We start from the raw sequence: 26,525 nt of genomic DNA on the forward strand, positions 1-26,525 counted from the left end.
TCACCCGTTCGCCGCTCGAGTACCCCCGAAGGGGCCTTTCCGCTCGACTTGCATGTGTTAAGCACGCCGCCAGCGTTCGTCCTGAGCCAGGATCAAACTCTCCATCAAGGCCACACGACCACCAGAAGGGGCGAACCTCCCAGCAGCCAAACCTCAGAAGAAAATCCCAGCAAACACCAACCCCAAACAGGGTCGGCATATTGCCTCAAAGAAATCCCCGACCCCAACACCCAACTCCGAAGAGAAGGGAATCAGAGCCGCGGGGCGACCCCACCAAACATGGTCGGGCCGATAAAGGCACTGGCTTTTAACACGCTGTTGAGTTCTCAAGAAACGGACACCCACCGCGCCGAACCCGCTTCCGCGAGCCCCGCTCCGGGGCGACTCTTTTACTTTATCGGATCTGCTCGGTTTGTCAATTTCCGGGCTTTTCCGATACGCCTTTCCGGTCCGCTGACGCGGCCCTTCCGGGCGGTGTTGCTATTTCACCAGACTCGGCGCGATTGTCAAAACCGAACCGATCCCGGTCCATCACCGCACAGCAGACACGACGAAGCCGCATCGGCTGGTTTGGTAGTGGAGTCCCCATCCGGGCCGGCCGCCTTTCGGCGTCCCGCTTCCCCTGGGGCGAAGTGAACAGTATGCCCGCGAGGGGGCGGCGTCAAACCGGCTCGCGCGTGTCAGTGCGGCCGGTTCGGTCGTCCGGCCGGGTCGGCGAACGCAGCTTCGGCCGTCCGACCTCGGGTTTTATCCCGGATTGCCCTGGAGAAACGACCCTTTTGGCACGTCTCGAACCGTCCAAAGTTTCTCTGAGGTTGCTCTCGTTCCCGAGCCGACGATCCGGACCGGTCCGGCTCATGGCTGCGCGAGGTATCCGCCGACGAAGAGGACGCCTTCGGCCAGCACCCACACGATCGCGGCGATGGTGAGGGCCGCGTCCAGCCGTCCGGGATAGTGGCGGACGGCGCGCATCGCCCAGGCCGCGACCGCGAGGACGGCCGCGAGCGCGGCGACCGGCGCGGAGAACAGGACCGCGTCCTTGAAGGCGGCACCGCAGCCGGGGTCGTGGGCGTCATCGTCCCCGCAGAACGCGGCGTCGCCCCATCCGCCCAGGGCCGAGAAGATCCAGAGCAACGCCAGCACACAGTTCGCGATCGTCGGTATGGCCGGCGATATCCACCCACCGTTCGAGCGTCCTGGCATGGCCTGCACGATCGGAACGTACCTCCGCGCGGGCCGGGCGGGAACCCCTGGCCGTGAACCTCGGGCGACGGCGCACGAGGCGGACCCCCGTCAGGTGATCTCCTTGGACTCGTGGAGGTTCAGGTCCATGACGATCGCCGTCATCGCCGCCATCGTCCGCAACGGCTCTGGGACGGGGTCGTAGATCTCCGCGCTGTACTTGTCCGCGGTGGTCAGCAGGTGCGTGGCCAGCCCCGCCCACTTCTTCCGCACGTGGGCGACCTTGCCGCCCTCGGCGTCGGCGACCTCGAAGTTGTTGCGCGGCAGGTCGACCGCGACCGAGCCGATCACGGCGTCGGCCCCGTCACGGATCACGTAGCGGCGGCCGACCCGCTCGGTGACGAACGTTCCGATGACGTCGCCCTCGGGGGCGCGCACCTCGGTAAGCTCCCGCCCCCGCCGCTTGTCGATCACCAGCAGCGGCTCGCCGTCGGGCGTGGTCAGCAGGACGGCCCGAGCGTCCAGGTCCGACTTGCCGGGAAAGACCTGCCGGAGCGCCTCCCCGCGCCCCTTCTCGCTCGTCTCGCCCGCGATGGCGAGGAGGGTGCCGTCGCCGTCGAGCACCTTGTACCGCGACTTGGCGATCGGACCTCTGCGAGGCTGCTCGATCTTGAGCGTCGGGGAGCTGAACACTTCGCGCACGCGTTCTCCTGCCTTGTCGGCGGCCGGACGAGCCACCTCAATCTTCGCGTATCGGACGTCAACCCATCTTCGCCGCTGCACCCACCCAAGCGGCGATCCTGCCAAGCCCGGCCCACAAGGGGAAGGACTTCTTCAGCACGACCCTTTCAGCAACTCCACCCGACCGGGCATGACCCGCGCCTGAGCTGCCAAGGCGTCCCGGTATGGTCGCGACGCGGCAAGCAACTTCTTCCTGTCGGGACGCCCTTTCGAGCACCACCACCTGGCCCCGTCCGGCTCAACCGGATCACCACCCCACCGCAGGGGATCGTCCGCGAGCTGGCGAAGCACCACGGACAGCGCCATCAAACTTTCGCAGGCTCCGAACGTCCCACGGCAGGCGTGCTGGACCCAACCGAAGTGATCGAGTGCGTTCACGCTGAGGGACGTCGAGGCGAGTCGTGATCTGACTGACCACCCGTACGCGAGCATCACGAACCGACGTGCGAGGCCGGGATGTGGTGGCCGTCGCCGCTGTCACGGCCACCACGCGGACGCTTGTGCAGCCACCCGATGCCTACACCCGCATCGCCGCCCATGACCGGGCGCTCTGAGGTTCCCGCCCCCATCGCCCCCGATCCATGGCCGGGTTTCCGCGGACGCAGGGCCGCAACCGCCGGTCGCCTAGGGTGCGGCGTCCTCGTTCAGCTGTCGATCCCTGTCGCTCCGCGCGCGATCAAGGAGTCTGCTGGCCGGAAGCCCCTCATCGCGCGAGGTCACCGTCCGCAGCGGAGTGAAGTCAACGGGCAGGACGTCCAGCAGACACAGCACATGGCCGCCCGCAGAAAGCGCGATCAGCAGCTCGCACCGCAACTGCCGAGGAACGTCCGGACGGTGGGGCAGGTCGTGCCACAACGTAGGCCACAGGTAGTGGTCGCCGTCGGGCGCCGCGTTCGCGTGTATCCACGCTGGGTCTTGCCGCTGGCCGAGGTCGAATTCGCGCGCCCGCTCCTCCAACCTGAGCAACGAAGCCGTATCGATGGCTTTCAGCTCTTGAGGCACAGGCTGATCCGAGGTCATGACCCCATGCTGCCCAGGGGCTCCCGAGTCCAGAAGCAATTCGCCGAAGATTAGGTGCGGGGACGATGCGCCCGGACGTCCACGGGACGTCCGTCGGGATCGTGAGCCGTCATCGTCCACTGCGTGGGCAGCGTCTCGATCTCTCCGACCGGGCATCCGGCGCCGAGCATGTGCTCGCGGACCTCGCACAGCTGCTCGTATGTTCCGACGCGCAGTCCCCATCCCGCACGGTTCAGGGGGTCGAGGTCGGTGGTGGGGGCGGTGCCGGTCTCGACCATCATCAGATGGTCGTTCTCGCCGACGTCGAGGACCGCGACCCGAGGACCGGACGCGGTCGCGGCACGCTCGAACGCAAGCCGCGCTCCGAGCAACCCGGTGTAGTACTCCACGAGCCGATCGAGGTCGGTCGTGGACAGCGTCACATGGTTGATTCCGTGCAAATCAGGCATGGTGCGTCGACCCTATTACAGCCACGACCCGGAACCGATCACGGCGACCACTCGGCTACGCGAATTGTCGACGAAGCTCTGGCACCCCGAATTGTCGAGCTGGCCTGTCGGGTGGAAGCGCCAACCCCACAACGCTGGCCTGGCGAGAAAGTACTGGGTGGACGCCAGCCCCTGCCGAGCCGCCTCAGGCGGGCTCCGGGGCTCCGGGGCTCCGCATGCGAGCCGACCACGCCGGTCTCGCCCTCATACACACGCCACCGCGAGACTGTCCAAAGGCCGAGGCCGAATGGTCCCACACCGCAAATGGCGTCGCTCCATGCTTCCCACGGGTGAGGAGAGCCAAGCAAGGCTTGTGGGCCTGTCCCGCAGCGACCTCAGCCACCGCGCGGGCGCGTAGCTCAGCGGTGGGGCGAAGCCGGAGGCGAGCCCCACCGCTCAGATCGCGAAGCGATCCGCGCCCGCACAAGATCGGTCAGCGTGCGAGCCGCCAGGCGAGCACGCTGGGCCGAGATTGAAGTAAATAAGGCACGGCCAAGGGGCGAGCCCCTTGGCCGTGCCTTCAACGAACCTGCCGAGATCGCGAGGAACTCGGGTTGGACCTGCTCAGAAGTCCATGCCGCCGGCGTCGGGCATGCCGCCCGCGGGCGCCGGGTTCTTCTCCGGCTTCTCGGCGATGACGGCCTCGGTGGTCAGGAACAGCGCGGCGATCGACGAGGCGTTCTGCAGCGCGGACCGGGTCACCTTGGCCGGGTCGAGGATGCCCGACTCGAACATGTTGACGTAGTCGCCGGTGGCGGCGTTCAGGCCCTCGCCCGGGGTGAGCGAGCGGACCTTCTCCACCACGACGCCGCCCTCGAGGCCGGCGTTGACGGCGATCTGCTTCAGCGGCTCCTCCAGAGCGCGCTTGACGATGTTGGCACCGGTGGCCTCGTCGCCCGCGAGCTCCAGCTTGTCGAACGCCTTGGTGCCCGCCTGGAGCAGCGCGACGCCACCACCGGGGACGATGCCCTCCTCGACCGCGGCCTTGGCGTTGCGGACGGCGTCCTCGATGCGGTGCTTGCGCTCCTTGAGCTCCACCTCGGTCGCGGCGCCGGCCTTGATGACCGCGACACCGCCCGCGAGCTTGGCCAGGCGCTCCTGGAGCTTCTCGCGGTCGTAGTCGGAGTCGGTGTTGTCGATCTCGGTGCGGATCTGGTTGACCCGGCCCGCGATCTCGTTGGCGTCACCGGCGCCGTCCACGATCGTGGTCTCGTCCTTGGCGATGACGATCTTGCGGGCGCGGCCGAGCATGTCGACGCTGGTGTTCTCCAGCTTGAGGCCGACGTCCTCGCTGATGACCTGGCCGCCGGTGAGGACGGCGATGTCGTTCAGCATGGCCTTGCGGCGGTCGCCGAAGCCCGGGGCCTTGACGGCCACGGACTTGAAGATGCCGCGGATCTTGTTGACGATCAGCGTGGCCAGGGCCTCCGCCTCGACGTCCTCCGCGATGATCAGCAGCGACTTGCCGGACTGCATGACGCCCTCGAGGACGGGCAGCAGGTCCTTGTTGGCCGACACCTTGCCCTGAACGATCAGGATGTACGGGTCTTCGAGAACCGCCTCCATCCGCTCGGGGTCGGTCACGAAGTAGTGCGAGATGTAGCCCTTGTCGAAGCGCATGCCCTCGGTCAGCTCGAGCTCCAGACCGAAGGTCTGGCTCTCCTCGACCGTGATGACGCCTTCCTTGCCGACCTTGTCCATCGCCTCGGCGATCATCTCGCCGATCTGCGGGTCGCCGGCGGAGATGGAGGCCGTCGAAGCGATCTGCTCCTTGGTCTCCACGTCCTTGGCGAGCTTGGACAGCTCCTCGCTCACCCGCTCGACCGCGGCCTCGATGCCCCGCTTGAGGGACATCGGGTTGGCCCCGGCCGCCACGTTCCGCAGGCCCTCGCGCACCAGCGCCTGGGCCAGGACGGTCGCGGTGGTGGTGCCGTCACCGGCGACGTCGTCGGTCTTCTTGGCTACTTCCTTGACGAGCTCGGCGCCGATCTTCTCCCAGGCGTCCTCAAGCTCGATCTCCTTGGCGATCGACACACCGTCGTTGGTGATCGTGGGGGCGCCCCACTTCTTCTCCAACACGACGTTGCGGCCCTTGGGACCAAGGGTCACCTTCACGGCGTCGGCGAGCTGGTTCATGCCGCGCTCAAGACCGCGACGGGCCTCCTCGTCGAACGCGATCATCTTTGCAGCCATAGGCTCCAGTCCTCCCGGAACAAGGTGGCTAAAAAAGGATCGAGCCGACGCCCGCGACGGACGGCCCCCGCCGACGGCTGCCATTCCGCCGCCGAACTGAGGCCTCATCGCCCCGACCCAGACTGTGAAGCTGTCACTCTCCACAGTAGAGTGCCAACCGTTTTTTAGCACTCTACCCTGCCGAGTGCAAGCGCCACACCTCCCCGCCCAGGCTAGTTCGATCTACCTGGCCGAACTCGGCCTGACCGGCACCGGAGCCTTGCGAGGCCTGGTCAGGCGTGCTCCGCTCTCCTCCGCTGCCGGTTGCGCCGGGCCGCCGTGGCGCCTGGCCTTCTCGCGGAGTTGGCGACCGGGTTGCCGCTTCGTGGCCTGGTTGCCCCTACGGTCGAAGTGACCGGTGGCCCGGGGAAGGGCCATGGCCGTCCAGTAACGCCGGAAGAGGGAACCATGCGCGTCGCCGTCACCACCCCGACAGGAAATGTCGGCCACCACGTTGTCGGCATGTTGGTCCGGGCGGGCCTGCGGCCGCGTGTGTTGGTGCGCGAGCCCGGGCGGCTGGCTCCGGAGCTGCGAGACCAGGTGGACGCCGTGCGGGCCGACCAATACGATCCCGCCGCTGTGGTGGCGGCCACCAGGGACGTTGACGCGCTCTTCTGGGTGGATCCGCCTTCCGACGGCGAGGACCCTCTCGCCGACTATGCCCGCGCCACCGAGAGTGTGGTCCGCGCCGTCACCGACAACGGGATCGGGCGCGTCGTCTTCCAGAGCAGCGTCGGCGCCGAGAAGCGCCACGGCGCCGGTGAGATCGACGGTCTGGCGCATACCGAAACGGCCTTGGACGAGCTCGGAATCGACGTCACGCATCTGCGCTGCGGCTATTTCTTCACCAATCTCGAACTCCAACTTCACGCGCTGCGGGCCGGTGTCCTTCAGGTGATCCTTCCCCTCGACCAGGCCATGGCCTGGGTGGCGCCCCGCGACATCGCCGAGGTTGCCGTTACCCGGCTGCTTTCCCGTGAATGGTCCGGACGGTGCGTCCAGGCGGTCCACGGGCCCGCCGATCTGACCTGGCGCGAGGTCGCCGATATCCTCACCGCCGCGACCGGCCGGCAGATCGAGGCGGAGCGGATCACCGACGACGCCATGCGCGCGCAACTCCGGCAGGCGGGGATGACCGACGGACTGGTCGAGGCCGTGCTCGGAATGTCGACCGGCCTGCGCGAGGACTTCGTGCCCGAGCAGCCCCGCACTGTCCAGTCCACCACTCCCACCCTTCTCGGCGGCTGGGCCTACGACCATCTCCGGCACCGGATCGCGCCGTCCGGCGAACGGTGAATCATGAGGCAAGTCCAGTTGGGCGGTAATGGACGAGAGGGAGCACTTCCTGTTCCAGGCGGCGGGACAGGCGCAGCCGGTAGCGCGCTTCCAGGCGGTCGCGGGCGCGAATGTAGTGGGCCGCCGCGTCCTCAAGGGTGGGCGGGACGGAATGGACGCCCAAGGGTTCCAGGATGTGCAGGCTCATGCGGAGGAGTTCGCCTCTGACGCGGTCCTTCATTCCGTGGCGGCGTTTGCTGACGAGCCACAGTGACCAGTCCCAGAAATGGGCGTCCATGGCGGCGAGGGTGTCGGGGCCGACGCGCCAGGGCGGGTTGGAGCTGCGCGGGACGTCCGCGAAGAGCAGGTCGATCTTGATGGGGCCCGGGAAGATCAGCAGGTAGCTCGCGACGTCGCCGAGGGGGTCCCACTGGGCGGCGAGCGGGTGCCAGGGCGCGACGAGGGCGGGCAGGTCGGAGGCGACGCGGCCGAAGTCGTCGGCGGTGACGTGGTAGTCCCAGTCGGACAGCTCGGTCGCGGTGCCGCGCGCCCGGGAGCCGACGAGCTCGATCCGGCGCACCGCGGGGTGCGCCAGGACCGAGCCCTCGATGTCGTCCGCTATGCCCATGGTGGGGCTTTACCCGGGTCCAGCTGGGGAAAAGCCCCGGTCATCAGCCGCCCGCGACCGCGGGGATGATCGAGATCTGGGCGCCGTCGGGCGTCGTGGTGTCGAGGCCGTCGGCGAACCGGACGTCCTCGTCCCCCACGTAGACGTTGACGAAGCGGCGGATCTTGCCGGAGTCGTCGAGGATGCGGGCGGCGATGCCGGCGTGGCTGGCCTCCAGGTCGGCGACGACCGCGCGGAGGGTGTCGCCCTCGGCCTTCACCTCCGCCTCACCGCCGGTGTAGGTCCGCAGGATCGTCGGGATGCGGACGGACACGCTGCTCATGTACTGGCTCCTTCGTTGTCTGGCGCGGTCGGCGGCTTGCAGGTCAGGCGAGGCCCGCGGCGCGGAACGCCTCCAGGGACGGGGCGATGTTCGCGGACGGGCGGGCGACCGGCGCGACGGCGTCCAGCGTCTTCAACCCGTCGCCGGAGTTGATGATCACTGTCTCCGCGGCCGGGTCGAGCGCGCCGCTCTCCACCAGTTTGCCCAGCGTGGCGACCGTGACGCCACCCGCCGTCTCGCCGAAGATGCCCTCGGTGCGGGCGAGGAGCCGGATGCCCTCGACGACCTGCTCGTCGGTGACGTCCTCGACGGCGCCGCCGGTGCGGCGGGCGATGTCGAGGACGTAGGGGCCGTCCGCCGGGTTGCCGATGGCGAGGGACTTGGCGATCGTGTCGGGCTTGACCGGCCGGACGACGTCGTGGCCCGCCTTGAACGCGGCCGCGACCGGGCCGCAGCCGGTGGCCTGCGCGCCGAACACGCGGTAGGGCTTGTCCTCGACCAGGCCCAGCTTGACCAGCTCGCCGAACGCCTTGTCGATCTTGGTGAGCTGGGAGCCGGACGCGATCGGCACGACGATCTGGTCGGGCAGCCGCCAGCCGAGCTGCTCGGCGATCTCGTAGCCGAGCGTCTTGGAGCCCTCGGCGTAGTACGGCCGGACGTTGACGTTGACGAACGCCCAGTCCTCCTGCTCGCCCGCGATCTCGGACGCGAGCCGGTTGACGTCGTCGTAGTTGCCGTCCACGGTGACGAACGTCCCGCCGTAGACCGCAGTCGTGATGATCTTCTGGGACTCCAGGTCGGACGGCACGAACACCGCGCTGCGGATGCCCGCGCGGGCCGCGGCGGCGGCGACGGCGTTGGCGAGGTTCCCGGTGGAGGGGCAGGCCAGCACCTTGAAGCCGAGCTCGCGGGCGGCGGCGAGCGCGACCGCGACGACGCGGTCCTTGAAGGAGTGGGTCGGGTTGCCGCTGTCGTCCTTCACCCACAGCCGCTGGAGGCCGAGGCTCTCGGCGAGGTTGTCGGCGCGGACGAGGCGGGTCAGGCCGGGCTCGGTGTTCGGGGTGTCGACGACGGACGCCGGGACGGGCAGCAGCCCCCGGTACCGCCAGATGTTGCCGGGGCCCGACTCGATGTCGGCGCGGGTGATCCCGCCGAAGTCGTAGGAGATCTCCAGCGGGCCGAAACACTCCTCGCACACGTAGTGCGGGCCGAGGTCGCGCGTGGAACCGCATTCGCGGCAGACGAGACCGGTGGCGGGTCCGAGGTCAACGGCAGGCGTGAGTGCCATGAGGGCGAGGGCCTTTCTCCCATCTTCCCTGCGCCACCTTGGTCGCAGGCCGGAGTTGGCACCATCTCCCGGCCGGCCCCGCAGGATCGCGAGCGCACGCTAGCCGGGTGGTTGCCGGGGCTTCACAGGGCCGGTCCCTCCACCCCTCTGGATGAGCGGTATTCAGTTGTGTGAGGGCTGAGCTGGAAGACCGGCCCGTCGGCCACTGTGCTCCCTGCACCCCTCTGGATGAGCAATATTCAGTTGTGAGCGAGGGCACAGGGCCCCCGCTGAGCGCTATCTGCTCGTATGCGAACTTTACATGATCTGACGGGGTTCCAGACAGGTGGGGTTCGCCGTTGGAGACGTTACCCCGGTGAGTTCTTGATCACGCTTGGCCCCTCGTCGGCGGGCCGAGGGCGCTGGGTCGGGTCGAGGAAGACGTGCCGGACGATCGGGACCCGCTCGTGGAGCCGCCGGTCGATCGCGCCCGCGACGTCCTCGGCCTCGTCCGCGCTGATGTCGTCGGAGAAGTGGACCTTGGCGGCGACGAGCAGCTCGTCGGGGCCGAAGTGCATGGTGAGCAGCTCGTCCACGCCGGTGACGCCGTTCGCGCCGACGATCTCGGCGCGGATCCGGTCCAGGTCGGCGGGGTCGGCGGCGCGGCCGATGAGCAGCCCCATGCTGTCGCGGCCGAGCGCGAGCGCGACGGTGACCAGCAGCAGGCCGATGAGGACGGAGGCGAGCCCGTCCCAGAACGAGGAGCCGGTGATCTCGCGGAGGGTCAGCCCGGCGGCGGCGATCGCGAGGCCGATCACGGCGGCGGAGTCCTCGAAGAGCGCGGCCTTGAACGTCACGTCGGGCGTCCGGCGGACGTGGTCGACGAGGTCGCGGCCGTTGTCGCGGGTCTCGCGGCGCGCCTGGGTGAAGGCCCGCACCCAGGACCCGCCCTCCAGCACCACGCCGAGCCCGAGGACGGCGTAGGCGAGCCACACCTGTGTTCCCCCGCCGCCATGTCCGGTCATCGTCAGGATGCCCTCGAAGATCGAGAACCCGGCCCCGGCGACGAAGATCCCGAACGCGGCGAGCAGCGACCAGAAGTAGCGCTCGTTGCCGTAGCCGAACGGGTGGCGTGGGTCGGGCGGGCGCGCGCTGCGTCGCAAGGACGCGTACAGGAACCCCTGGTTGAGGGTGTCGGCGGCGGAGTGCGCCGTCTCGGCGAGCATCGCGCTCGATCCCGCGAGCACCCCGGCGACCAACTTGGTGAAGGTCAGGATGAGGTTCGCGGCACCGGCGACGAGCACGGTCTTGTTCGTTTCGGCCCTGCTCATCCCGACGCGTTACCCGGAGCGGATCGGGCTAACCGAGAGCGAGGTCACGCCCGCGCGGGGCGCCTGGTGGGGCGGCGGCGCGGCTGAGACCCTGCCGTCATGAGCCAAGTGCTGGTGGCGTCGAACCGGGGCCCGGTGTCGTTCTCGCTGTCGGAGGACGGCGGGCTCGTCATGCGGCGGGGCGGGGGCGGACTGGTGTCGGGCCTGGCGGAGGTCGTCGGCGCGGCCGACGGTCCGGGCCCGCCGCGTTTCGCCGGACGCGACGTCCCGGGCGTCCTGTGGGTGTGCGCGAGCCTCGGCGACGCCGACCGCGCGGCCGCCCGGCGGGCCCCGGACGGGCGGCTCGACCTGGACGGCCACGACATCGGCGGCGCGGCCGTCCGGATGCTGGACGTGCCCGCCGACACCTTCCACCGCGCCTACAACGGGGTCGCCAACTCGACGCTGTGGTTCGTCCACCACCTGCTGTACGAAACCCCGCGCGCCCCGCACTTCGACGCGGCGGCGCGGCGGGACTGGCAGTCCTACGAGGCCTACAACGCGGCGTTCGCCGACGCGCTCGCCCGGGACGCGGCGCCGGGCGCGAAGGTCGCCATCCAGGACTACCACCTGTCGCTCGCGCCGCGGATGCTCCGCGACCGGCGTCCCGACCTGCGGATCGTGCACTTCTCGCACACGCCCTGGGCGCCGCCGGACTACTACCGCCTGCTCCCGGACGACATCGGCGCGCAGGTCCTGCGCGGCATCCTCGGCGCCGACCACGCCGGCTTCCTCACCGGACGCTGGGCGGCGGCGTTCCTCGACTGCTGCGAGCGCCTCCTCCCGGGCGCGCGCGTCGACCGGACGATCGGAACCGTCGCCCACGCGGGTCGGGTCACCCGGGTCGGCGTGCACAGCCTCGGGGTGGACGGGGACGCGCTGCGCCGCCGCGCCGCCGAGCAGGACGTCGTGGAGCGGGCGCGCGCCCTGCGCGACCAGGTGGGCGACCGCCAGCTCATCGTCCGCGTCGACCGGACGGAGCTGTCGAAGAACATCGTGCGGGGTCTCGCCGCCTACCGGGAGCTGCTCGTCAACCATCCGGAGTGGCGGGGGCGGGTCGTCCATCTGGCGTTCGCCTACCCGTCCCGTTATGACCTGTCCGAATACCGCGAGTACACGGCGGCCGTGCAGCGGACGGCCAAGCAGATCACCGACGAGTTCGGGACGCCCGGCTGGGACCCGCTGATCCTCCAGGTCAACGACGACTACCCGCGCTCCCTCGCCGCCTACCGCGTCGCCGACGTGCTGCTGGTCAACCCGATCCGGGACGGCATGAACCTCGTCGCGAAGGAGGGGCCCGTGCTGTCCGAGCGGGGATGCGCGCTGGTGCTGTCGCGGGAGGCGGGGGCGGCGGCGGAGCTGTCGGACGACGCGCTCATCGTCAACCCCTTCGACGTCTCGCAGACGGCGGAGACGCTGCACCGGGCGCTGCTGATGCCCCGCGAGCAGCGCGCGGACCGCTGCGCGCGCCTGGCCGCCGCCGCGACCGCACTCCCCCCGCGCCACTGGTTCGCGGGCCAGCTGGCCGCCCTCGACTAAGCCCGTCGCAGAAACGAGGCCGCTGACCCGCCCTCGACTAAGCCCCGCCCGCAGGGGCGAGGCCGCTAGTCGGCTTCGGCTGAGACCGCTCGTAGCAGGGAGGCCACGGGGCCGGGCTCGTGCCGGCGTTGCCAGCGTTCGCGCAGGTCGGCCTTCTGCTGCGCCATCCGGCGGTGCGCGCTCGTCCGGCCGAGGCGGGCGAGCCGGGCGGCGGACGGTTTCGGCAGCCCGCTCGGCTCGTAGCCGTACTCGGCCAGCCGCTCGCCGAACGCGGACTCGGCCAGCGCGATCTCCCACGGTTCGAGGCGCTCGGCCCAGGAGCCGACGTGGTCGGAGGCGATCGGGGCGCGGCCGTGCGAACCGCGCGGCGGCGGGACGGGATACCCGGAGAGGGCGGCGTGCGGCTGGGTCATCGCGGGGTCGAAGTCCTCGCCGAGGAACTCGCAGAGCCGGATCAGCTCGTCGGCCGGGTCCGCGATGAGCCGCTCGTACTGGAGCTCGTAGTAGGCGTCCGGGCCGAGGCGTCCGGCGAGCCGCCGTCCGATGTCGATCGTCTCCCGCCACACCGAGATCGCGTGGTGGACGTCGTGCTCGTACCAGGGCATCTCCCGCAGCGAGGCGACGCAGTCCCGCCCGTCCCGGACGAGGTGGACGAACTGGGCGTCGGGGAACATCCGCAGCAGCGTCCCCACATGCCGGGCGTAGCTCGGACGCCGGTCGCCCCAGCGCGCCTTCCCGCACTTGCGGGCGTAGGCGTGGAAGACGGCCGCGAGCGCCGACCCGAGCGTGGGCGGGCCCGCGACGATCTGCTCGGTGACCTCGGCGGCGTCCAGGCCGAGGGCGTGGAACCGCGTCTGCTTCCGCCCCGTGAGCCAGTCCGCCAGCGCCCGTCTGTTCTCGCTCACGTCGAGGTCACCGAACTCGAACCGCGCCGTGTAGGCGGGCACGACGAACTTCGTCTCGGTGGGGATCGCGATGCGGTGGTGCGAGTGCAGCATGACCCGCAGCAGCGTCGCCCCCGACCGGGGGCAGCCGAAGACGAAGATGGGACGGTCGGGCGGACCGGGCCGTCCGCCGCCCCCGAACAACCCCTCCAGGAGGGAGGGACGGACGGGACGGTCGGGCCGGGAACCGAGCTGGGCTGGAGACATGCTCGGCATGGTGACGGACGGATCCGCCCCGCGCCCCGTCACTTACGGCATGGTTGCCGGGTGATGACCGAGCCGTTGACCTTCCGCCCCACCCGGGGCGGGACGGAGGGACGCGGGGGCCGGCGGAGGGTCAGGTGTAGGACTCGCCCAGCGTCTGGCGGACCTGCTTGCGCGCCTCGTGGATGCGGGATTTGACCGTTCCGAGCGGCAGTTTGAGCTGCTCGGCGATCTCCGCGTACTCCAGCTGCGACACGTCCCGCAGGACGAGCGCCTGGATGAGGTCCGGCTTGCGGGCCTCCAGGTCCTCCATGGCGTCCAGGATGTCGACCCGCGAACCGGCGATCACGCTGGTGCGGCGCGGGTCGGGGCGCTGCTGCGGGAGCTCGCCCGCCTGCTCGACCGAGCGGCGCTTCAGCGACCGGTAGGTCGAGCGCGCGGAGTTGGCGACGACGACGTGCAGCCACGTGCTGAAGCGCGACCGCCCCTCGAATCGATGAATGTTCCGGGCGACCTGCAACAACGCGTCCTGGCATGCCTCCTCGGCGTCCTGCCGGCAGGGTAGGAACCGGGAGCTGTGCCGCAGCACGTCCGGTTCGATCTTGCGAAGAAGCTCGTTCAGGGCGGACTGGTCACCCTGGGCGGCCTTGACCGCCAGCTCCTCGGTCCTTTCGTCGAATGCCATGCGGCGCCTCAATGCTCGTTCGCACACTCACCCCGTTTGTTGGGATGATACGGGAGTGTCGTTCCCACCATCAGTCGGCCGTTACCGAATCGATCGCGTCCTGGGTTCCGGGGCGTTCGCCTCTGTGTGGCTCGGGCACGACGACGCGCTCGAGTCGCAGGTCGCGATAAAAGTCCTGTCCGGAAGCCTGATCGACGACCTGGACGTGCGCAACCGGTTCCTTGAGGAGGCCAGGATCCTGCGCCGCGCCGACTCCGAGCGGCTGGTGCGGGTGCACGACATCGGCGAGCTGCCCGACGGGCGCCCCTACTTCGTGATGTCCTACGCCGACCGGGGGACGCTCGGCGACCGGATGCGAGAACGGCCACTTCCGGTCAACGAGGCGCTGGCGCTCGCCGAGGAGATCGCCTACGGCGTCGAGGTGATCAACACGCTGGGCGTGATCCACCGCGACCTCAAGCCGTCCAACGTGCTGTTCCAGTCGACCAACAGCGGCGGCGAGAAGCTGCTCATCGCCGACCTCGGGCTCGCCAAGGCGCTCGCGCACGCCTCCGGCGCGTTCACGCTGCCGGTCGGCACGCCCGGCTACATGTCGCCCGAGCAGGCGCGGTTCGGCGGCGGCCTCGACGTCCGCGCCGACGTGTACGGGCTCGGCGCGCTGACCTACCACATGATCACCGGACGCGCCCCCGGCCCGGCGCCGGTGAAGACGCCGCCGAGCGAGATGCGCGAGGGCCTGCCGCCCGCCGCCGACGAGGTCATCCTGCGCGCGCTGGAGGTCGAGCGGGAGAAGCGGTGGCCGACGGCGGAGGCGTTCGCCGAGGCGCTGTCCACGCTGCGGCCGACGGTGCTGCCCGGTGCCGCCGTCCCGTCCGCGTACGCGGCGGCTCCCGTCATCGAGCCGGACGCGACCATCCAGGACTACTACCAGGACGGCACGGTCGCGCAGAAACAGGGCGCCCAGAAGCAGGGCGCGCAGGGGCGGGACGCCGCTCCCCCGCAGCCGCAGCCGTCGGCACCGGCACCGGCCGTCGGGCAGGCGCCGCAGACGGTGTTCGACCAGCCGCCGCCGAGGCAGTCGCCGGCACCGGCGTCCTCCAGCCCGGACGACGTGCACACGTCCGAGATGCGCGTCCCGCCGAAGGCGCCCGGCGGCGAGCCCGCGACGATCGTCGACCAGCCGGGCGGCGCCCCGTTCGGCGGACGGGTCGAGCCGCCGACCGTCCCCGACGAGGACGAGCACACCGTGACCTACCAGCCGCCGCCCCCTCCTCCTCGCGGCGGTGGCGGTGGCGATGACGTCAAGACGGCGGCGTTCCCCATGCAGCAGGGCGGCGGTCCGCCGCAGAACGCGCCCCTTCCGCAAGGCCCGGCGGGCCCAGGCCAAGGGCAGCCCCCGATGCAGGGCCCGCAGGGTCCCCAGGGGCCCGGGCCGGGTCCGGCGGGGCCGGGCGGGGGCGGCTTCCCTCCGCCGCCGACCGGTTTCCAGCCGCCTCCGCAAGGGCAGGGCCAGCAGCCGTCCGGCGCGAAGGGCGGGCTGCTCGGCAAGCTCAAGGGCATCGGCGGCGCCAAGGCGGGCAGCGGCGGCCCGGGTGGTCCCGGCCCCGGCTCCGGCTCCGGCTCCGGCTCCGGCGGCCCCGGGGGCGGCGCGGCGCCCAAGAAGTTCGCCACGCCGCTGATCATCACGGCGGTCGTGCTCGTGCTCGCCGTCGTCGGCGGGCTGGCCCTCGGCACGCTGTTCTCCGGTGACGGCGGCGGCAAGAAGGAGGGCAAGAAGAAGTCGTCCGCGCTCCCGGCCGACTTCGCCGAGGTCGCCGACGCCTCCGGCAAGATCAAGGCCGCGGTGCCGAAGGCGTGGCCGAAGCAGCAGGAGCCGGCGACGTGGTCGCCGACCACCGTCCGGCTGAGCGACGCGCAGGCGCGCCCGGTGCTGCGCGCCACCCCGAACAAGGCCGCCTTCCTCGGCGACGGCGCCGGGCCGGGCGTGTTCATCGGCCTGACCACCGACGTCCAGGACGGGAAGCTCCCGCCGCCGAGCGCGGCGGTGCACCCGAGGTGCACCAAGTCGGCGCCGGAGAACTACACGACACCCGACAAGGCCCTCAGCGGGACTATCACGCGCTACACCGGCTGCACGTCCGGGACGCCGTCGGTCACCGAGGTCGGGCTGAAGGACGCGTCCGGCAAGTTCGGCCTGTGGATCCGCGTCAAGGAGACCGACGGGCGGGCCGCCACCAAGGACATCCTCGACCACCTGAAGGTCACCGCCCCCTAGCCCCGGGCCCGCAAGCTCCGACCCGTCGCCGTGTCGCATCGCGCGCGGCGCTCTTGGCATGCCCGGAACCACACGTCCACGGCGGATGTCAATACTCGCTGTTGCATCGCGAGCGATCCCGATATATCGTTGAGCCATCGCAAGCAACCACATACGAAGGAGTACGCGATGCGAGAGCCCAACATGAGAAGGCGCGGCGGTCACCGGAACCCCGAGGAGCGCGCGCGCCGTGGTGATCCGTTCGGCGGCTGGGGCGGCTTCGGCCCGGGCCCCGGCCACCGGGGACGCGGCGGTCGCGGCCGCCGCACCCGGCGCGGCAACGTCCGGGCGGCACTGCTCGCCCTGCTCGCCGAGCGGGCGATGCACGGCTACGAGATGATCCAGGAGCTCGACAACCGCACCGGCGGGGTCTGGCGTCCGAGCCCCGGCTCGGTCTACCCGACCCTCCAGATGCTGGAGGACGAGGGCCTGGTCAGCAGCGAGGAGCAGGGCGGCAAGCGGCTGTTCGCGCTCACCGACGCGGGCCGGGAGGAGGCGTCGGCGCAGACCATCGCCCCATGGGACGAGGTCACCGAGGCCGCGGGCGAGAACGTCATGCGCGGACGCGAGGCCATCGGCCAGCTCCTCGGCGCCCTCCAGCAGGTCATGTCGGTCGGCAGCGAGGCCCAGAAGGAGCGCGCGCTGGACGTCGTCAACGACGCCCGCCGCCGCCTCTACGGAATCCTCGCCGACGACCCCGCGGCCGAGTGAACCCCGACGCGGCAGGTCCGCACCGCCATGAACCGCCGTGGCCGTCCTGGACGGCCGCGGCGGTTCTGCTTTCTGCACGGGACGCGCGGCCGCACGACACCTGCGCGCGGCCGCACGACGCCTACGGCAGGGAGTCGAGGAGTTCGACCACGCCGGACGGGCCGTCCACGACGATGTCGGCGCGTTCGGCGAGCGCGGTGACCTCGGCGGAGCCGCTGCACACCTTCACCCCCGGCACGCCCTCCTCGCGCAGTGCCTCGACGGCGCCGAACCCGGCGAGGTCGCCGAGGTCGTCGCCCGCGAACAGCACGGCGGACGGGTTCGCGCCGCGCTCCTCGACGAACGACCGGAACGCGATGCCCTTGTCCGTGCCGGGCGGGCGCAGCTCCAGGACGTAGCGTCCGGGCTCGACGACGAGGCCCGTCCGCTCGGCGAGCGCGCCGAGCAGGCCGCGCAGCCGTTCGAGCGCGACGTCCGGCTCGGCGCACCGCCGCGTGTGCACGGCGATCGCCTGACCCTTGTCCTCGACGGCGACCTCCGGCGGGGCACCGGCCGCGCTCAGCACGCCGGGCAGCTTCGCCCGCGCCTCGGCCAGCCCGGGCGGCGGCTCGGGCACGGTCAGCGTGCCCGACTCCCAGCGCTCGCGCCCGTACTGCCCGAGCACGACGAGCCCTTCGATGCCCGCGAAGCCGCCGTACTCCACCGCGATCGCGGCGGGCCGTCCGGTGACGATCGCGAGCCCGCCGACGAGCGGGGCGAGGCGGGCCAGCGCCGGGGCGGCGCCGGGATGCGCGCGGGCCGTGGCCGGATCGGCGACGATCGGCGCCAGCGTGCCGTCGAAGTCGAATCCGAGCACGGCCCGGGCGGGATGGTCACGGATCGCGTCGAGGCCGTCGGTTCCGGCGGCCGTTTCAGACTGGGGAGAGTTCACACCGACCAGTGTTGGCCATGTCAGGGCCGGATGCCGAGGCGGCTCGCGGCGCGCCGCCGCTGCCGCTGTGTCCGCATCCGGCGCAGGCGCTTGACGAGCATCGGGTCGCACTCCAGCGCCTCGGGCCGGTCGATCAGGATGTTCAGGAGCTGGTAGTACCGCGTCGCCGACATGTCGAACAGCTCGCGGATGGCCTGCTCCTTGGCTCCGGCGTACTTCCACCACTGCCGCTCGAAGGCGAGGATCTGGCGGTCGCGCTCGGAGAGGAGACCGGGCGGGAAGGCGACGTCGGCCTCCGGGCCGTCCCCTTCCGGGCCGTCGTCTTCCAGACTGTCGTTCACGGGTTGCAGGGCTGCGCCATCGTCCATGCTTCCGTCCTGTTGGGGGCCGTCGCCGGGGGCATCCGCCGCGTGCATGAGGTCCCCTCTGTGGTTACTGATCCCGGGACGTCCGGGTTCGGCAGGGTGCCATGCTAGCCGTCCGCGCCGACAAGTTCCGGCGGTTCGCGCGGAAGAACGGGAGCCCCGTTCAGTGCATCACATCCCCCTTCACCTGCGGCTCTCTCACGCGCTCGTGTCCCATCACGAACGCGCGTCACAGCAGCCGCCAGGGCCCCGGATAAGGTCAGCGTAAAGAAAGCATGCACACTACATGCGTTATGGTGGGGGGCCAGCGATCACCGGCCCCGAACGGGAGACCAAGGCATGGCGACGGAGACCTCCGCCACCGAGCGGCCCCCCGAACACCTCCCCCCCGACACCGACCCCGTCCTCGCGGAGATCGGGGTCGCGCTGTTCCACCTCCGCCGCGTCTGGGCCAAGCCCGACCTCATGAAGCGCATCCGCGCCCAGACGTCCGGCGGGCCGGGCGGCCGCCCGCTCCAGATCTCCAACCTCATGGTCGTCAACGCCATCGCGGCGCTGACCGCCGAGGCGGACGAGCGGGAGCAGCCGGACGACGCGGAGGACCGCGCCTCCGAGGTGACCGTCGGCGCGGTCGCCGAACGGCTGGAGGTCGACCCGTCGACCGCGAGCCGCCTGGTGGGCCACGCGATCGACGCGGGCCTCGTCTCGCGGCGCCCCTCGCCCGTGGACGCGCGCCGCGCCAACCTCGGCCTCACCCCGGCCGGACGGCGCGTCAAGCAGGTCTCCGAGCGGTTCCGCCGCGCCTACCTCGACGAGCTGATGACCGGCTGGTCGGCGGGCGAGCGCGCCGAGTTCGCGCGGCTGCTCACCCGGTTCGCCGACGCGGCCGCCGTCCGGGCACCGATGTACCCGGACGGCGTCGACCGGATCTTCGAGGAGGCCGGGGCCGAGTAGCCGTCGCACGGCCCGGCCCGCTCAGCCGCCGTTGCGCAGCGCGGACATGCGCATCAGGAACTCGTCCTCGTCGACCTCCCCGCGCGCGAAACGCTCGGCGAGGATCAACTGCGCGTTGCGCATCGGGTCGGCCTCGTGCGCCGCGTCCGGCGGCCCGAACGGGCCGCGCCATCCGCCCGGCCCCGTCCCAGGCCGCCCACCGCCCGCCGCGATCCGGCGGCGGATCAGGTAGAACGCCGTGCCCAGCACGGCCAGCCAGAACAGCCCGAACGTGATGGGGAAGATCGGCCAGAACGCGGGCGGGTCGCCGCCGTCGTGCCATTCGGGCGGGCTCGCCACGACCTGTGCCGCCAGTGTCGTCATCATGGTTCCTCGACCCTTCCTGTGTGCGGATGAGTCGATGCTCGGCGACGGGTTCGGGGGCCGTCATCGTCCAGCCGGAGACTCCCGCGCTACGCCCACCGGAGTAGCGGAACGCCCACCGGGATCACCACCAGGGCGGCCGGTAGTCCTCGTCATCGGCCGGAGGCGCCGCAGGCGGAAACGAGTCCCGCGGCCCTAGCGTCTCCCGCGAGTCACGCGCCCCACCGTCCCGAGGACCACGCGGATCACGAGGCCCCCGCGCCTCCTGCGCCTCACGTGACTCCCACGAACCGAGATCGCCCGGGCCACCGAGATCGCGCGGGCCCTCAACGTCGCGGGGGCCACCGAGATCGCGCGGGGTGCCAGGGTCTCGGGGAGTGCCGAGGTCACGCGGGGCGCCAAGCTCACCGGGGCTACCGAACTCGCCCGAGCCACCAACCTCACGCGGGGTGCCCGGATCGCGCGGGGTGCCAAGGTCGCGCGGGGTGCCAACCTCACGCGGGGTGCCCGGATCGCGCGGGGTGCCAAGGTCACGCGGGGCGCCAAGGCCACCGAGGTCACCGAACTCGCCCGAGCCACCGGGGGCCTGCGGGGCGCCGAGATCATGCGGGCCGCCGACGTCGCGCGGGGTGCCGAAATCGCGGGGGGTGCCGCGGTCTCGGGGGGTGCCCAGGTCGCCCAGGTCGCGGGGTTCCAGTAGGTCGCGGGGGTCGAGGGGGTTGCGCGGATCGAGGGGGTCGTGCGGGTCGTGAGGGGGTTCCTCCGGTGCCGCCGCCGGAGGCGGTGTCGCGGGGGGTGGAACCATGGGCGGCGGGCCGCTGAAATCCGGGCGGCCGGGGTCGTCCAGGGCGCCGCGACGGAACCGCTCCCAGTCGTCGTCGTTCAGCGGGTCGGTGTCGTTGAGGTCCTGCGCGTCCGATGGGGGGCCGTGGTGCCTGCCGTTCGGCGGTACCCCGTGCCCGTTGAGACCGTGGCCGTTCAATCCGTGACCGTTGAGGCCGTGTCCGTTGACGCCGTTGGCGCCGTTGAGGCCGCGTTGACCGGCGCGTCCGCTCCCGGGGTACTCCTCCGGGACGAACGGGTGCAGTTCCGACGCCGGTGCCGGTGGGTCGAGAGGTATGTGGTCCGCCTCGTCCGGCATGGGCGGCATGGGCGGATAGGACGGCGCGGAGTACGGTTCGTCGCCGCCCCACGGCGGCACGTCCACCGGTGCGCTCAACGGTTGCCCGACCGGTTCGCCCAGGTCGGCCGGGGCGGCCGTCCACTCCATCCCGATCGGGGCGTACGGGGTGGGCGACGGCAACCCGTACTCGGGGACGACGTCGAGCGGCTCACCCTCATCGGCACGGCGCCGACGCCGGCGCAGCCGCCAGGCGATCAGGAGCGCGAGCACGAGCAGCAGGCCGCCCCCGCCGAGGGCGCCCGGAACCAGCAGGTCGTTGGTGTCGTCATCGGACGCGGCGGCCGGTCCCGCCGCCGGGGCGGACGGCTTCGCCGACGCGACCGGACTCCGCACGCCCTTGTTGAGCCGGGACGCGGCGAGCAGCGTCCGGACGGCGTCGACCGGTCCCGCGCACGTCGCCGAGCCGGTCGGGTGGCCTCGGCGCGGCGGGGAGCCCTGGACGAGCGCCTGGCGCACCTGGTCGGGGGTCAGCCTCGGGTACCGGGCGCGCACCAGCGCGGCGACGCCCGCGACCATCGCCGAGGACGCGCTGGTGCCCGTCCCGACGACGTAGCCGCCGCTGGAGTCGGCGCTGACGATGTCGACGCCGGGCGCGCAGACGGAGGCGTGCGAGCGGCGGTTGCTGTCCTTCCACAGGCGCAGCCGCCGGTCGAGCGCGCCGACCGCGATCACGCCCGGGTAGGCGGCGGGGAAGTTCTTGCTGTTGGCGCCCGAGCCGTCGTTCCCGGCCGAGGCGATCAGTACGACGCCCTTGCCGAGCGCGTACTCGATCGCGGCCTCCTGCGACGGCGTGCCGTTGTAGTTCAGGTGGCCGCCGCCGAGCGACATGTTGATGATGTCGGCGCCGTGGTCGACGGCGTACCGGATGCCCTGCGCGATCGCGTTGGGGTCGCCGACGGTCTGCCCGCCGCGGCGCAGCGGGTCGTCGTTCTCCAGCGTGACGCGCACCGACAGCACGCGGCTCTGCGGAGCGATGCCGAGCACGCCCTCCGACAGCCCGGACCCGTGGCCGTGGCCGGCGATGATGCTGGCCATCGACGTCCCGTGCACGCCCCAGTAGCTGCCGCCGGGCTTGCGCGCGCCGCCGGTGAGGTCGGGGCCGTCCAGGACGCGTCCGGTGAGGTCGGGGTGGCGGCGGTCGACCCCGGTGTCCAGGACCGCGACGGTGACGCCGGAGCCGCGCGTCCACTTCCAAGCTCGCGCGGCGCGCATGACGCCGAGGTGCCATTCGCGGGCGCGGATCTGGTCGGTCCGCGCCGCGTACTGGACGCCGGACGCCGCGCCACGAACAGGCCGTTCGCGGTTCCCGCCGGTGAGCGCCGCCGGTACCGCGACGGCGGCGGTGAGGGTCAGTGCGGTGAGGGCGGCGGTCGTCCGCGCGCCGAGCGACGGAGCGATCCACACCCTGGGTACCGGACGAGCACGCCGGACACGGCGTCGACCGGCATGGGACACTCCGCGCACCTCCTCCCCGGCAGTCGGCCGTGGGTACGCCCGCGGGCCGCGAGGCAACATTCTGCCACGCGAATCCGCTGGGCCCAGGGCACTCGTCGCATTGGGGACGGTCCGGGCCAGCGCGGACCTTACTCCCCGTCAACATCTTTATCACCCGTCCGTGCATGTCCATCTGGCGACCTCCCCGGCAGTGCGGGCTCAGTACGGGCTCAGTGCGAGCCCACGCCGGTCAGAGCGCGCACGGCGAGGTCGTCATAGCGTGCGGGGTCGGCCTTGCCGCGTGTGACGAACGTCCCTACGACCGCGCACAGAAAGCCGATGGGAATCGATACGAGACCGGGATTCTCCAAGGGAAAAAGATGGAAGTCGATCCCTGCGGGAAACAGCGACTGGCTCTCCCCCGTCACCGGATCGACCTTGCCGGAGACCACCGGCGACAGCACGACGAGCACCAGCGACGCGACGAGCCCGCCGTAGATTCCCGCCACGGCCCCGCCCGGGGTGAACCGGCGCCAGAACAGCGACAGCACGATCGCCGGGAGGTTCGCGGCCGCCGCCATCGCGAACGCCAGCGCCACCAGGAACGCGACGTTCAGGTTCCGCGCGACGACGGCGAGGACGACCGCGAGCGACCCGACCAGGAACGCGGCGAACCGGGCCACCGCCACCTCCTGCGACTCGCGCGGGCGGCCGAGCATCAGCACCTGCCCGAAGTAGTCGTGCGCGAGCGAGGTCGCGGACGCCAGCACGAGCCCCGACACGACGGCGAGGATCGTCGCGAACGCCACCGCGCCGATGAACGCGAGCAGGACGTCGCCGCCGACCCGTCCGGCGGCGTGCTCCCCGAGCGCCCGCGCCAGCTGCGGCGCGGCGGTGTTGCCCGACGGGTCCTGCGCGAGGATCGCGCGCCGCCCGACCAGGGCCGCCGCGCCGAACCCGAGCGCGAGCGTCATCAGGTAGAAGACGCCGACGAGCCCGATCGCCCACGACACCGACGTCCGCGCGGCGCGCGCGTCCGGCACCGCGAAGAACCGGTTGACGATGTGCGGGAGCCCGGCGGTGCCGAGGACGAGCGCCAGCGCGAGGCTGACGAAGTCGAGCTTGCTGACGACGGTCCGGTAGGTGTCGCCGGGGACGTCCTGCCCGTACCGCTGGCCCGGCTGGAGGAACCCGGCGCCCTGGCCGCTGGCGTCCGCCGCCGATCCGAGCATCGCACTGACGTCGAAGCCGAAGCGGCCGAGCACCAGCCCGGTCAGCGCCGCCGCGCCCGCCGTCAGCAGCACGGCCTTGATGATCTGCACCCAGGTCGTCGCCTTCATCCCGCCGAACATCACGTAGCAGATCATCAGCACGCCCACCGCGACGATCGTGCTCGTCCGCGCGGCGGCCGCGGACATGCCGAGGAACCGGTGCCCGGTCCGGATGCCGAGCAGCAGCGACACGAGCGCGCCCGCCCCGACCATCTGCGCGAGCAGGTAGAACACCGACACTGTCACGGTGGAGACGGCCGCCGCCGTCCGCACCGGCGCCTGGTCGGACGCGCGCCGCGCGAGGACGTCCCCCATCGTGAACCGGCCCGCGTTGCGGATCGGCTCGACGAGCAGCAGCGTGAGCACCCACGCGACCAGGAACCCGACCGAGTACAGGAACCCGTCGTAGCCCGACAACGCGATGATCCCGGCGATGCCGAGGAACGACGCGGCGGACATGTAGTCCCCCGCCAGCGCGACGCCGTTGCGCGCCCCGGAGAACATGCGCCCGCCCGCGTAGAAGTCGTCGGTGCCCTTGGTCGTGGCCCGCGCCCAGACGGTGATCGCGAGCGTGACCACGACGAACCCGAGGAAGATCCCGAACGTGAGCGGCCCGGGCCCGTCCGTCACCGCGGCTCTTTCGCCTGGGCATCGGCGCGCAGCCGTGCGGCCAGCGGGTCGATGCGGCACCGCGCGTAGCCGACGTAGACCGCCGCCAGCACGAACGTCGAGACGAACTGGAGCAGCCCGAGCAGCAGCGCGACGTTGACGTTCCCGACGACCTTCCGCGCCATGAGCCCCCGCGCGAACCCCGACAGCGCCACATAGCCGAAATACCACCCGAGGAACCCGACCGCGACACCCGTCGTCAGCCGCGCGTACCTCCTCCTGAGCAGCAGGAACCGCGCGTCGTGCGCGTAGTGCCCGGGACCGGCCGTGCCGCCCCGTCCGGGCCCCCGCCGCCGCACCGGTCGCGCCCCCCAGACCATACGGCCCTCCCCCTGACCCGATCATGACCCTGTGTGGCCGTTGCGATCCCCCATGAGATCAGGGCCCGGGAGGGCCGATGGCCCACTTGGCGAGAAGCAGATCAATCCTTGCCCGCCACCGAATCCTCAAGGGCCCGGAGCACGTCGCGGTGGAACCGGTCGACGGCGAGGTCGACGCTCCGGACGAAGCCCGCCTCGTCCGTCCCGCGCTTCGTGCCCATGCCGGTCGGCAGCGTCAGCCGGAACGAGGAGATCTCCACCCCGCCCCGGACGAGCAGCCCCGGCTCGCTCCGCAGGTTCTTCAGCAGGTCGCACGGGCCCTCGGCGGACCCGTCCGCCAGCGCCTCCACGCGCAACTCGGGCGGCGCGTCCGCGAGCCGCCGCAGCAGCCACTGGACCCGCGTCAGCGACCGCGCCCGCTCGGCCGCCGGGACCTCGACGGACGTCTCGATCTGCCCCGTCCGCAGGTCGGCCTCGATCCGCATCGGACCGGCCGCGTTCGGCATCCGCACCTCCGCGGCCATCCGCCCGGTCTCGATCAGCGAGGCGGCGACGGCGGCCCTGCGCTCCTCCGCCCCGCCCCCGCCGCGCCTGCGCCGCGTGACCGGCGCGACGCCGAGCCCGGTCTCCCCGCTCAGCCGCAGGCACAGCTGCCGGACGAGGCGCTCCCAGCTCTCGGCCACGCGCGGCGCGTACCGGTCACCCGGACGCAGCGTCCCCGCCGTGATCGCGTTGCGCAGCGGCACCCACGCCTGCCCCATGTCCTGGAACCCCTGGCAGCCCGCGTTGTCGTGGCGCAGGTAGTGCAGCAGCTCGCCGAGGAGCCACGCGTGCGACTGCCCGGCGAGGCCGTGGTGGTGGCTGAGCATGTGCGCCTCGTGCGCGACCTCCGCCCACGAAAGGTGCCGCAGCGCCACCTTGCGCAGCTTGCGCTTGTCGACGGTCAGCGGGTGCTCGCCGTCCAGCGCCAGGTCGTTGGACAGCGTGATCACGGTCTCGTACCCGTTGCGCGCGGCGACGTCCAGGTACGCCTCGACCTGGTCGGCCTTCAGGGGGCTGCCGCCGGTCTTGGTCTCGACGAGCGCCGTCCAGATCCGCCCGGCCCGCGCCACCCGGATCACGCCGTCCGGCCGCACCTTGCCCTCGCCGTGCTTGAACGAGGGCTCGACGAACGTCTGGACGGTCCCGGCGGGCGCGTTGAACCGGGCCGTGAGCCGCCGTCCGAACTCGGGGACCTGCGCCATCACCGCCAGCAGCGTCGAGGTGGCGCGCGCCTCCCGCTCGTGGTCGTTGCGCAGGCCGCTCACCGGGAACAGCCGCGCGCCCTGCCAGGTGGGATGGTCGGCGAGGTCGACCTTCAGCGCCTTCGGCAGCGTGACCCGCTTCTTCGCCGTCCGCACCCGCGCGGGCCTCTGTGCGGGGGCCTTCGCCTCCTCCGGCGCGGCCACCGCCTCGGCCTCGGGTTCCACCGCGGGCTCGGCCTCGGGCTTCGCCGGGGCCTCCTCCTCGTCGTCCACGCTGATGCCGAAGTCGCCCGCGAGCCCGGCCAGGCCGGACGCGTAGCCCTGCCCCACCGCGCGGAACTTCCAGCCGCCGCCCCGCCGGTACAGCTCGCCGAACACGAACGCGGTCTCGGACGCGGCGTCGCCGATGTCGAACCCGAGCAGCGCCGCGCCGGAGCTGTCGTAGAGCGTCAGGCCGAGGTCGTCGAGGTCGCCGAACGTCGCGCCCGCGTACCGGCTCGCCGTGAGCGCGACCCGCTCGACGCCGGGCGGCATGGCCGCGAGGTCCAGCAGGATCCGGTCCTCGCTGCCGCCGCCGGTCGGCGACTTCCCGAGGAGCTGGACGGTGCCGTCGGGATGCTCGGGCTGGTTGTAGAACACGAAGTCGGCGTCGCCGCGCACCTTGCCGGACGCGTCGAGCAGCAGCGCCGCCACGTCCGCCTCCCCCGCACCGGACGGATCGGACCAGCGCAGCGCCGCCGTGACCGGCCCCTCCGCCTCCGTCAGGCTCGACAGCTCGACATTGGACCCCTTGCGCATCTGCTGCATTCGCCACTCCCCACGACCACGAGCACCATCAGGCCACCGTGACCGAGTGGTCACGGTCGGGA

At 71.7% G+C, this 26,525-nt stretch carries 23 protein-coding genes, 1 rRNA gene and 1 riboswitch; of the genes, 5 read left to right on the forward strand and 19 right to left on the reverse strand.

What is annotated here, in order from left to right; all coding sequences use genetic code 11:
* From K2F47_RS28985 to groL, 6 genes are all read right to left on the reverse strand, one after another.
* A 16S ribosomal RNA gene (locus K2F47_RS28985) occupies positions 1-108 on the reverse strand; the annotation flags it as partial.
* 747 nt (positions 109-855) lie between these two features.
* Entirely contained in the window at positions 856-1,143 is a 288-nt protein-coding gene (locus tag K2F47_RS28990) for a hypothetical protein (protein ID WP_242908836.1), read from the reverse strand.
* Between the two features lie 150 nt (positions 1,144-1,293).
* Positions 1,294-1,884 (reverse strand): phospholipid scramblase-related protein, encoded by a 591-nt coding sequence (locus K2F47_RS28995; protein ID WP_242908838.1) that lies wholly within the window; start codon positions 1,882-1,884, stop codon positions 1,294-1,296.
* A 663-nt stretch (positions 1,885-2,547) separates the two neighbouring features.
* Complete coding sequence (locus tag K2F47_RS29000; RefSeq protein ID WP_242908840.1) at positions 2,548-2,943, reverse strand: hypothetical protein; 396 nt, start codon at positions 2,941-2,943, stop codon at positions 2,548-2,550.
* A 50-nt stretch (positions 2,944-2,993) separates the two neighbouring features.
* On the reverse strand, positions 2,994-3,392 hold the full coding sequence (locus tag K2F47_RS29005; RefSeq protein WP_242908842.1) for a VOC family protein: 399 nt from the start codon (positions 3,390-3,392) through the stop codon (positions 2,994-2,996).
* A gap of 603 nt (positions 3,393-3,995) precedes the next feature.
* Complete coding sequence (gene groL, locus K2F47_RS29010; RefSeq protein ID WP_156221571.1) at positions 3,996-5,624, reverse strand: chaperonin GroEL; 1,629 nt, start codon at positions 5,622-5,624, stop codon at positions 3,996-3,998.
* A gap of 447 nt (positions 5,625-6,071) precedes the next feature.
* Here groL and K2F47_RS29015 point away from each other — a divergent pair, with 447 nt between their 5' ends.
* Positions 6,072-6,959, forward strand: a complete 888-nt coding sequence (locus tag K2F47_RS29015) for an NmrA family NAD(P)-binding protein (protein WP_242908844.1) — start codon at positions 6,072-6,074, stop codon at positions 6,957-6,959.
* Between the two features lies 1 nt (position 6,960).
* Here K2F47_RS29015 and K2F47_RS29020 read toward each other — a convergent pair whose 3' ends face one another.
* The 4 genes from K2F47_RS29020 to K2F47_RS29035 all read right to left on the reverse strand — a co-directional run bounded on the left by K2F47_RS29020 (position 6,961) and on the right by K2F47_RS29035 (position 10,486).
* Entirely contained in the window at positions 6,961-7,566 is a 606-nt protein-coding gene (locus K2F47_RS29020; protein WP_242908846.1) for a nucleotidyltransferase domain-containing protein, read from the reverse strand.
* 43 nt (positions 7,567-7,609) lie between these two features.
* Positions 7,610-7,888 (reverse strand): MoaD/ThiS family protein, encoded by a 279-nt coding sequence (locus K2F47_RS29025; protein WP_242908848.1) that lies wholly within the window; start codon positions 7,886-7,888, stop codon positions 7,610-7,612.
* 43 nt (positions 7,889-7,931) lie between these two features.
* On the reverse strand, positions 7,932-9,176 hold the full coding sequence (thrC, locus tag K2F47_RS29030; protein WP_242908850.1) for a threonine synthase: 1,245 nt from the start codon (positions 9,174-9,176) through the stop codon (positions 7,932-7,934).
* 16 nt (positions 9,177-9,192) lie between these two features.
* A riboswitch (SAM riboswitch) is annotated at positions 9,193-9,334 on the reverse strand.
* Between the two features lie 189 nt (positions 9,335-9,523).
* Complete coding sequence (locus K2F47_RS29035) at positions 9,524-10,486, reverse strand: cation diffusion facilitator family transporter (RefSeq protein ID WP_242908852.1); 963 nt, start codon at positions 10,484-10,486, stop codon at positions 9,524-9,526.
* A gap of 99 nt (positions 10,487-10,585) precedes the next feature.
* Here K2F47_RS29035 and K2F47_RS29040 point away from each other — a divergent pair, with 99 nt between their 5' ends.
* Positions 10,586-12,064, forward strand: coding sequence for an alpha,alpha-trehalose-phosphate synthase (UDP-forming) (locus K2F47_RS29040; protein WP_242908855.1), 1,479 nt, complete (start codon positions 10,586-10,588; stop codon positions 12,062-12,064).
* A gap of 65 nt (positions 12,065-12,129) precedes the next feature.
* On the opposite strand, the gene K2F47_RS29045 is transcribed toward K2F47_RS29040, so the two are convergent.
* Together K2F47_RS29045 and K2F47_RS29050 are read right to left on the reverse strand one after the other, a co-directional pair.
* Positions 12,130-13,215 carry a sulfotransferase family protein gene (locus K2F47_RS29045; RefSeq protein WP_242908857.1) on the reverse strand — a complete coding sequence of 362 codons (1,086 nt, stop codon included), beginning with the start codon at positions 13,213-13,215 and terminating at the stop codon, positions 12,130-12,132.
* Positions 13,216-13,345: 130 nt separating this feature from the next.
* Positions 13,346-13,897, reverse strand: coding sequence for an RNA polymerase sigma factor (locus tag K2F47_RS29050; protein ID WP_131761458.1), 552 nt, complete (start codon positions 13,895-13,897; stop codon positions 13,346-13,348).
* Here K2F47_RS29050 and K2F47_RS29055 point away from each other — a divergent pair.
* Positions 13,896-16,172 (forward strand): serine/threonine-protein kinase, encoded by a 2,277-nt coding sequence (locus tag K2F47_RS29055; RefSeq protein WP_272497671.1) that lies wholly within the window; start codon positions 13,896-13,898, stop codon positions 16,170-16,172. The two genes, K2F47_RS29050 and K2F47_RS29055, sit on opposite strands and share 2 nt — an antisense overlap.
* A gap of 168 nt (positions 16,173-16,340) precedes the next feature.
* The gene (locus K2F47_RS29060) at positions 16,341-16,922 is read left to right on the forward strand and encodes a PadR family transcriptional regulator (RefSeq protein ID WP_242908861.1); all 582 of its coding nucleotides are present in this window, start codon (positions 16,341-16,343) and stop codon (positions 16,920-16,922) included.
* Positions 16,923-17,043: 121 nt separating this feature from the next.
* Here K2F47_RS29060 and otsB read toward each other — a convergent pair whose 3' ends face one another.
* Both otsB and K2F47_RS29070 read right to left on the reverse strand, forming a co-directional pair.
* Positions 17,044-17,853 (reverse strand): trehalose-phosphatase, encoded by an 810-nt coding sequence (gene otsB / locus K2F47_RS29065; protein WP_242908863.1) that lies wholly within the window; start codon positions 17,851-17,853, stop codon positions 17,044-17,046.
* Between the two features lie 20 nt (positions 17,854-17,873).
* Positions 17,874-18,221, reverse strand: a complete 348-nt coding sequence (locus K2F47_RS29070) for a DUF3263 domain-containing protein (RefSeq protein ID WP_242908865.1) — start codon at positions 18,219-18,221, stop codon at positions 17,874-17,876.
* Between the two features lie 336 nt (positions 18,222-18,557).
* Between K2F47_RS29070 and K2F47_RS29075 the strand changes: the two genes are divergently transcribed.
* A complete protein-coding gene (locus tag K2F47_RS29075; protein WP_242908867.1) occupies positions 18,558-19,172 on the forward strand; it encodes a MarR family winged helix-turn-helix transcriptional regulator in 615 nt (204 codons plus the stop codon).
* A 21-nt stretch (positions 19,173-19,193) separates the two neighbouring features.
* Here K2F47_RS29075 and K2F47_RS29080 read toward each other — a convergent pair whose 3' ends face one another.
* The 5 genes from K2F47_RS29080 to K2F47_RS29100 form a co-directional block, all read right to left on the reverse strand.
* On the reverse strand, positions 19,194-19,538 hold the full coding sequence (locus K2F47_RS29080; protein ID WP_242908869.1) for an SHOCT domain-containing protein: 345 nt from the start codon (positions 19,536-19,538) through the stop codon (positions 19,194-19,196).
* A 121-nt stretch (positions 19,539-19,659) separates the two neighbouring features.
* Positions 19,660-22,122, reverse strand: coding sequence for a S8 family peptidase (locus K2F47_RS29085; protein ID WP_242908871.1), 2,463 nt, complete (start codon positions 22,120-22,122; stop codon positions 19,660-19,662).
* A 260-nt stretch (positions 22,123-22,382) separates the two neighbouring features.
* Positions 22,383-24,053 carry a monocarboxylic acid transporter gene (locus K2F47_RS29090; protein WP_242908873.1) on the reverse strand — a complete coding sequence of 557 codons (1,671 nt, stop codon included), beginning with the start codon at positions 24,051-24,053 and terminating at the stop codon, positions 22,383-22,385.
* On the reverse strand, positions 24,050-24,412 hold the full coding sequence (locus tag K2F47_RS29095) for a DUF485 domain-containing protein (protein WP_242908881.1): 363 nt from the start codon (positions 24,410-24,412) through the stop codon (positions 24,050-24,052). Before K2F47_RS29095 ends, K2F47_RS29090 begins: the two co-directional genes overlap by 4 nt.
* Before the next feature lie 101 nt (positions 24,413-24,513).
* Entirely contained in the window at positions 24,514-26,463 is a 1,950-nt protein-coding gene (locus K2F47_RS29100; RefSeq protein ID WP_242908882.1) for a TerD family protein, read from the reverse strand.
* Positions 26,464-26,525 lie beyond the last annotated feature (62 nt).

The organism is Actinomadura terrae, from assembly GCF_022751215.1.
GTDB classification, from domain to species: Bacteria; Actinomycetota; Actinomycetes; order Streptosporangiales; family Streptosporangiaceae; genus Spirillospora; species Spirillospora terrae.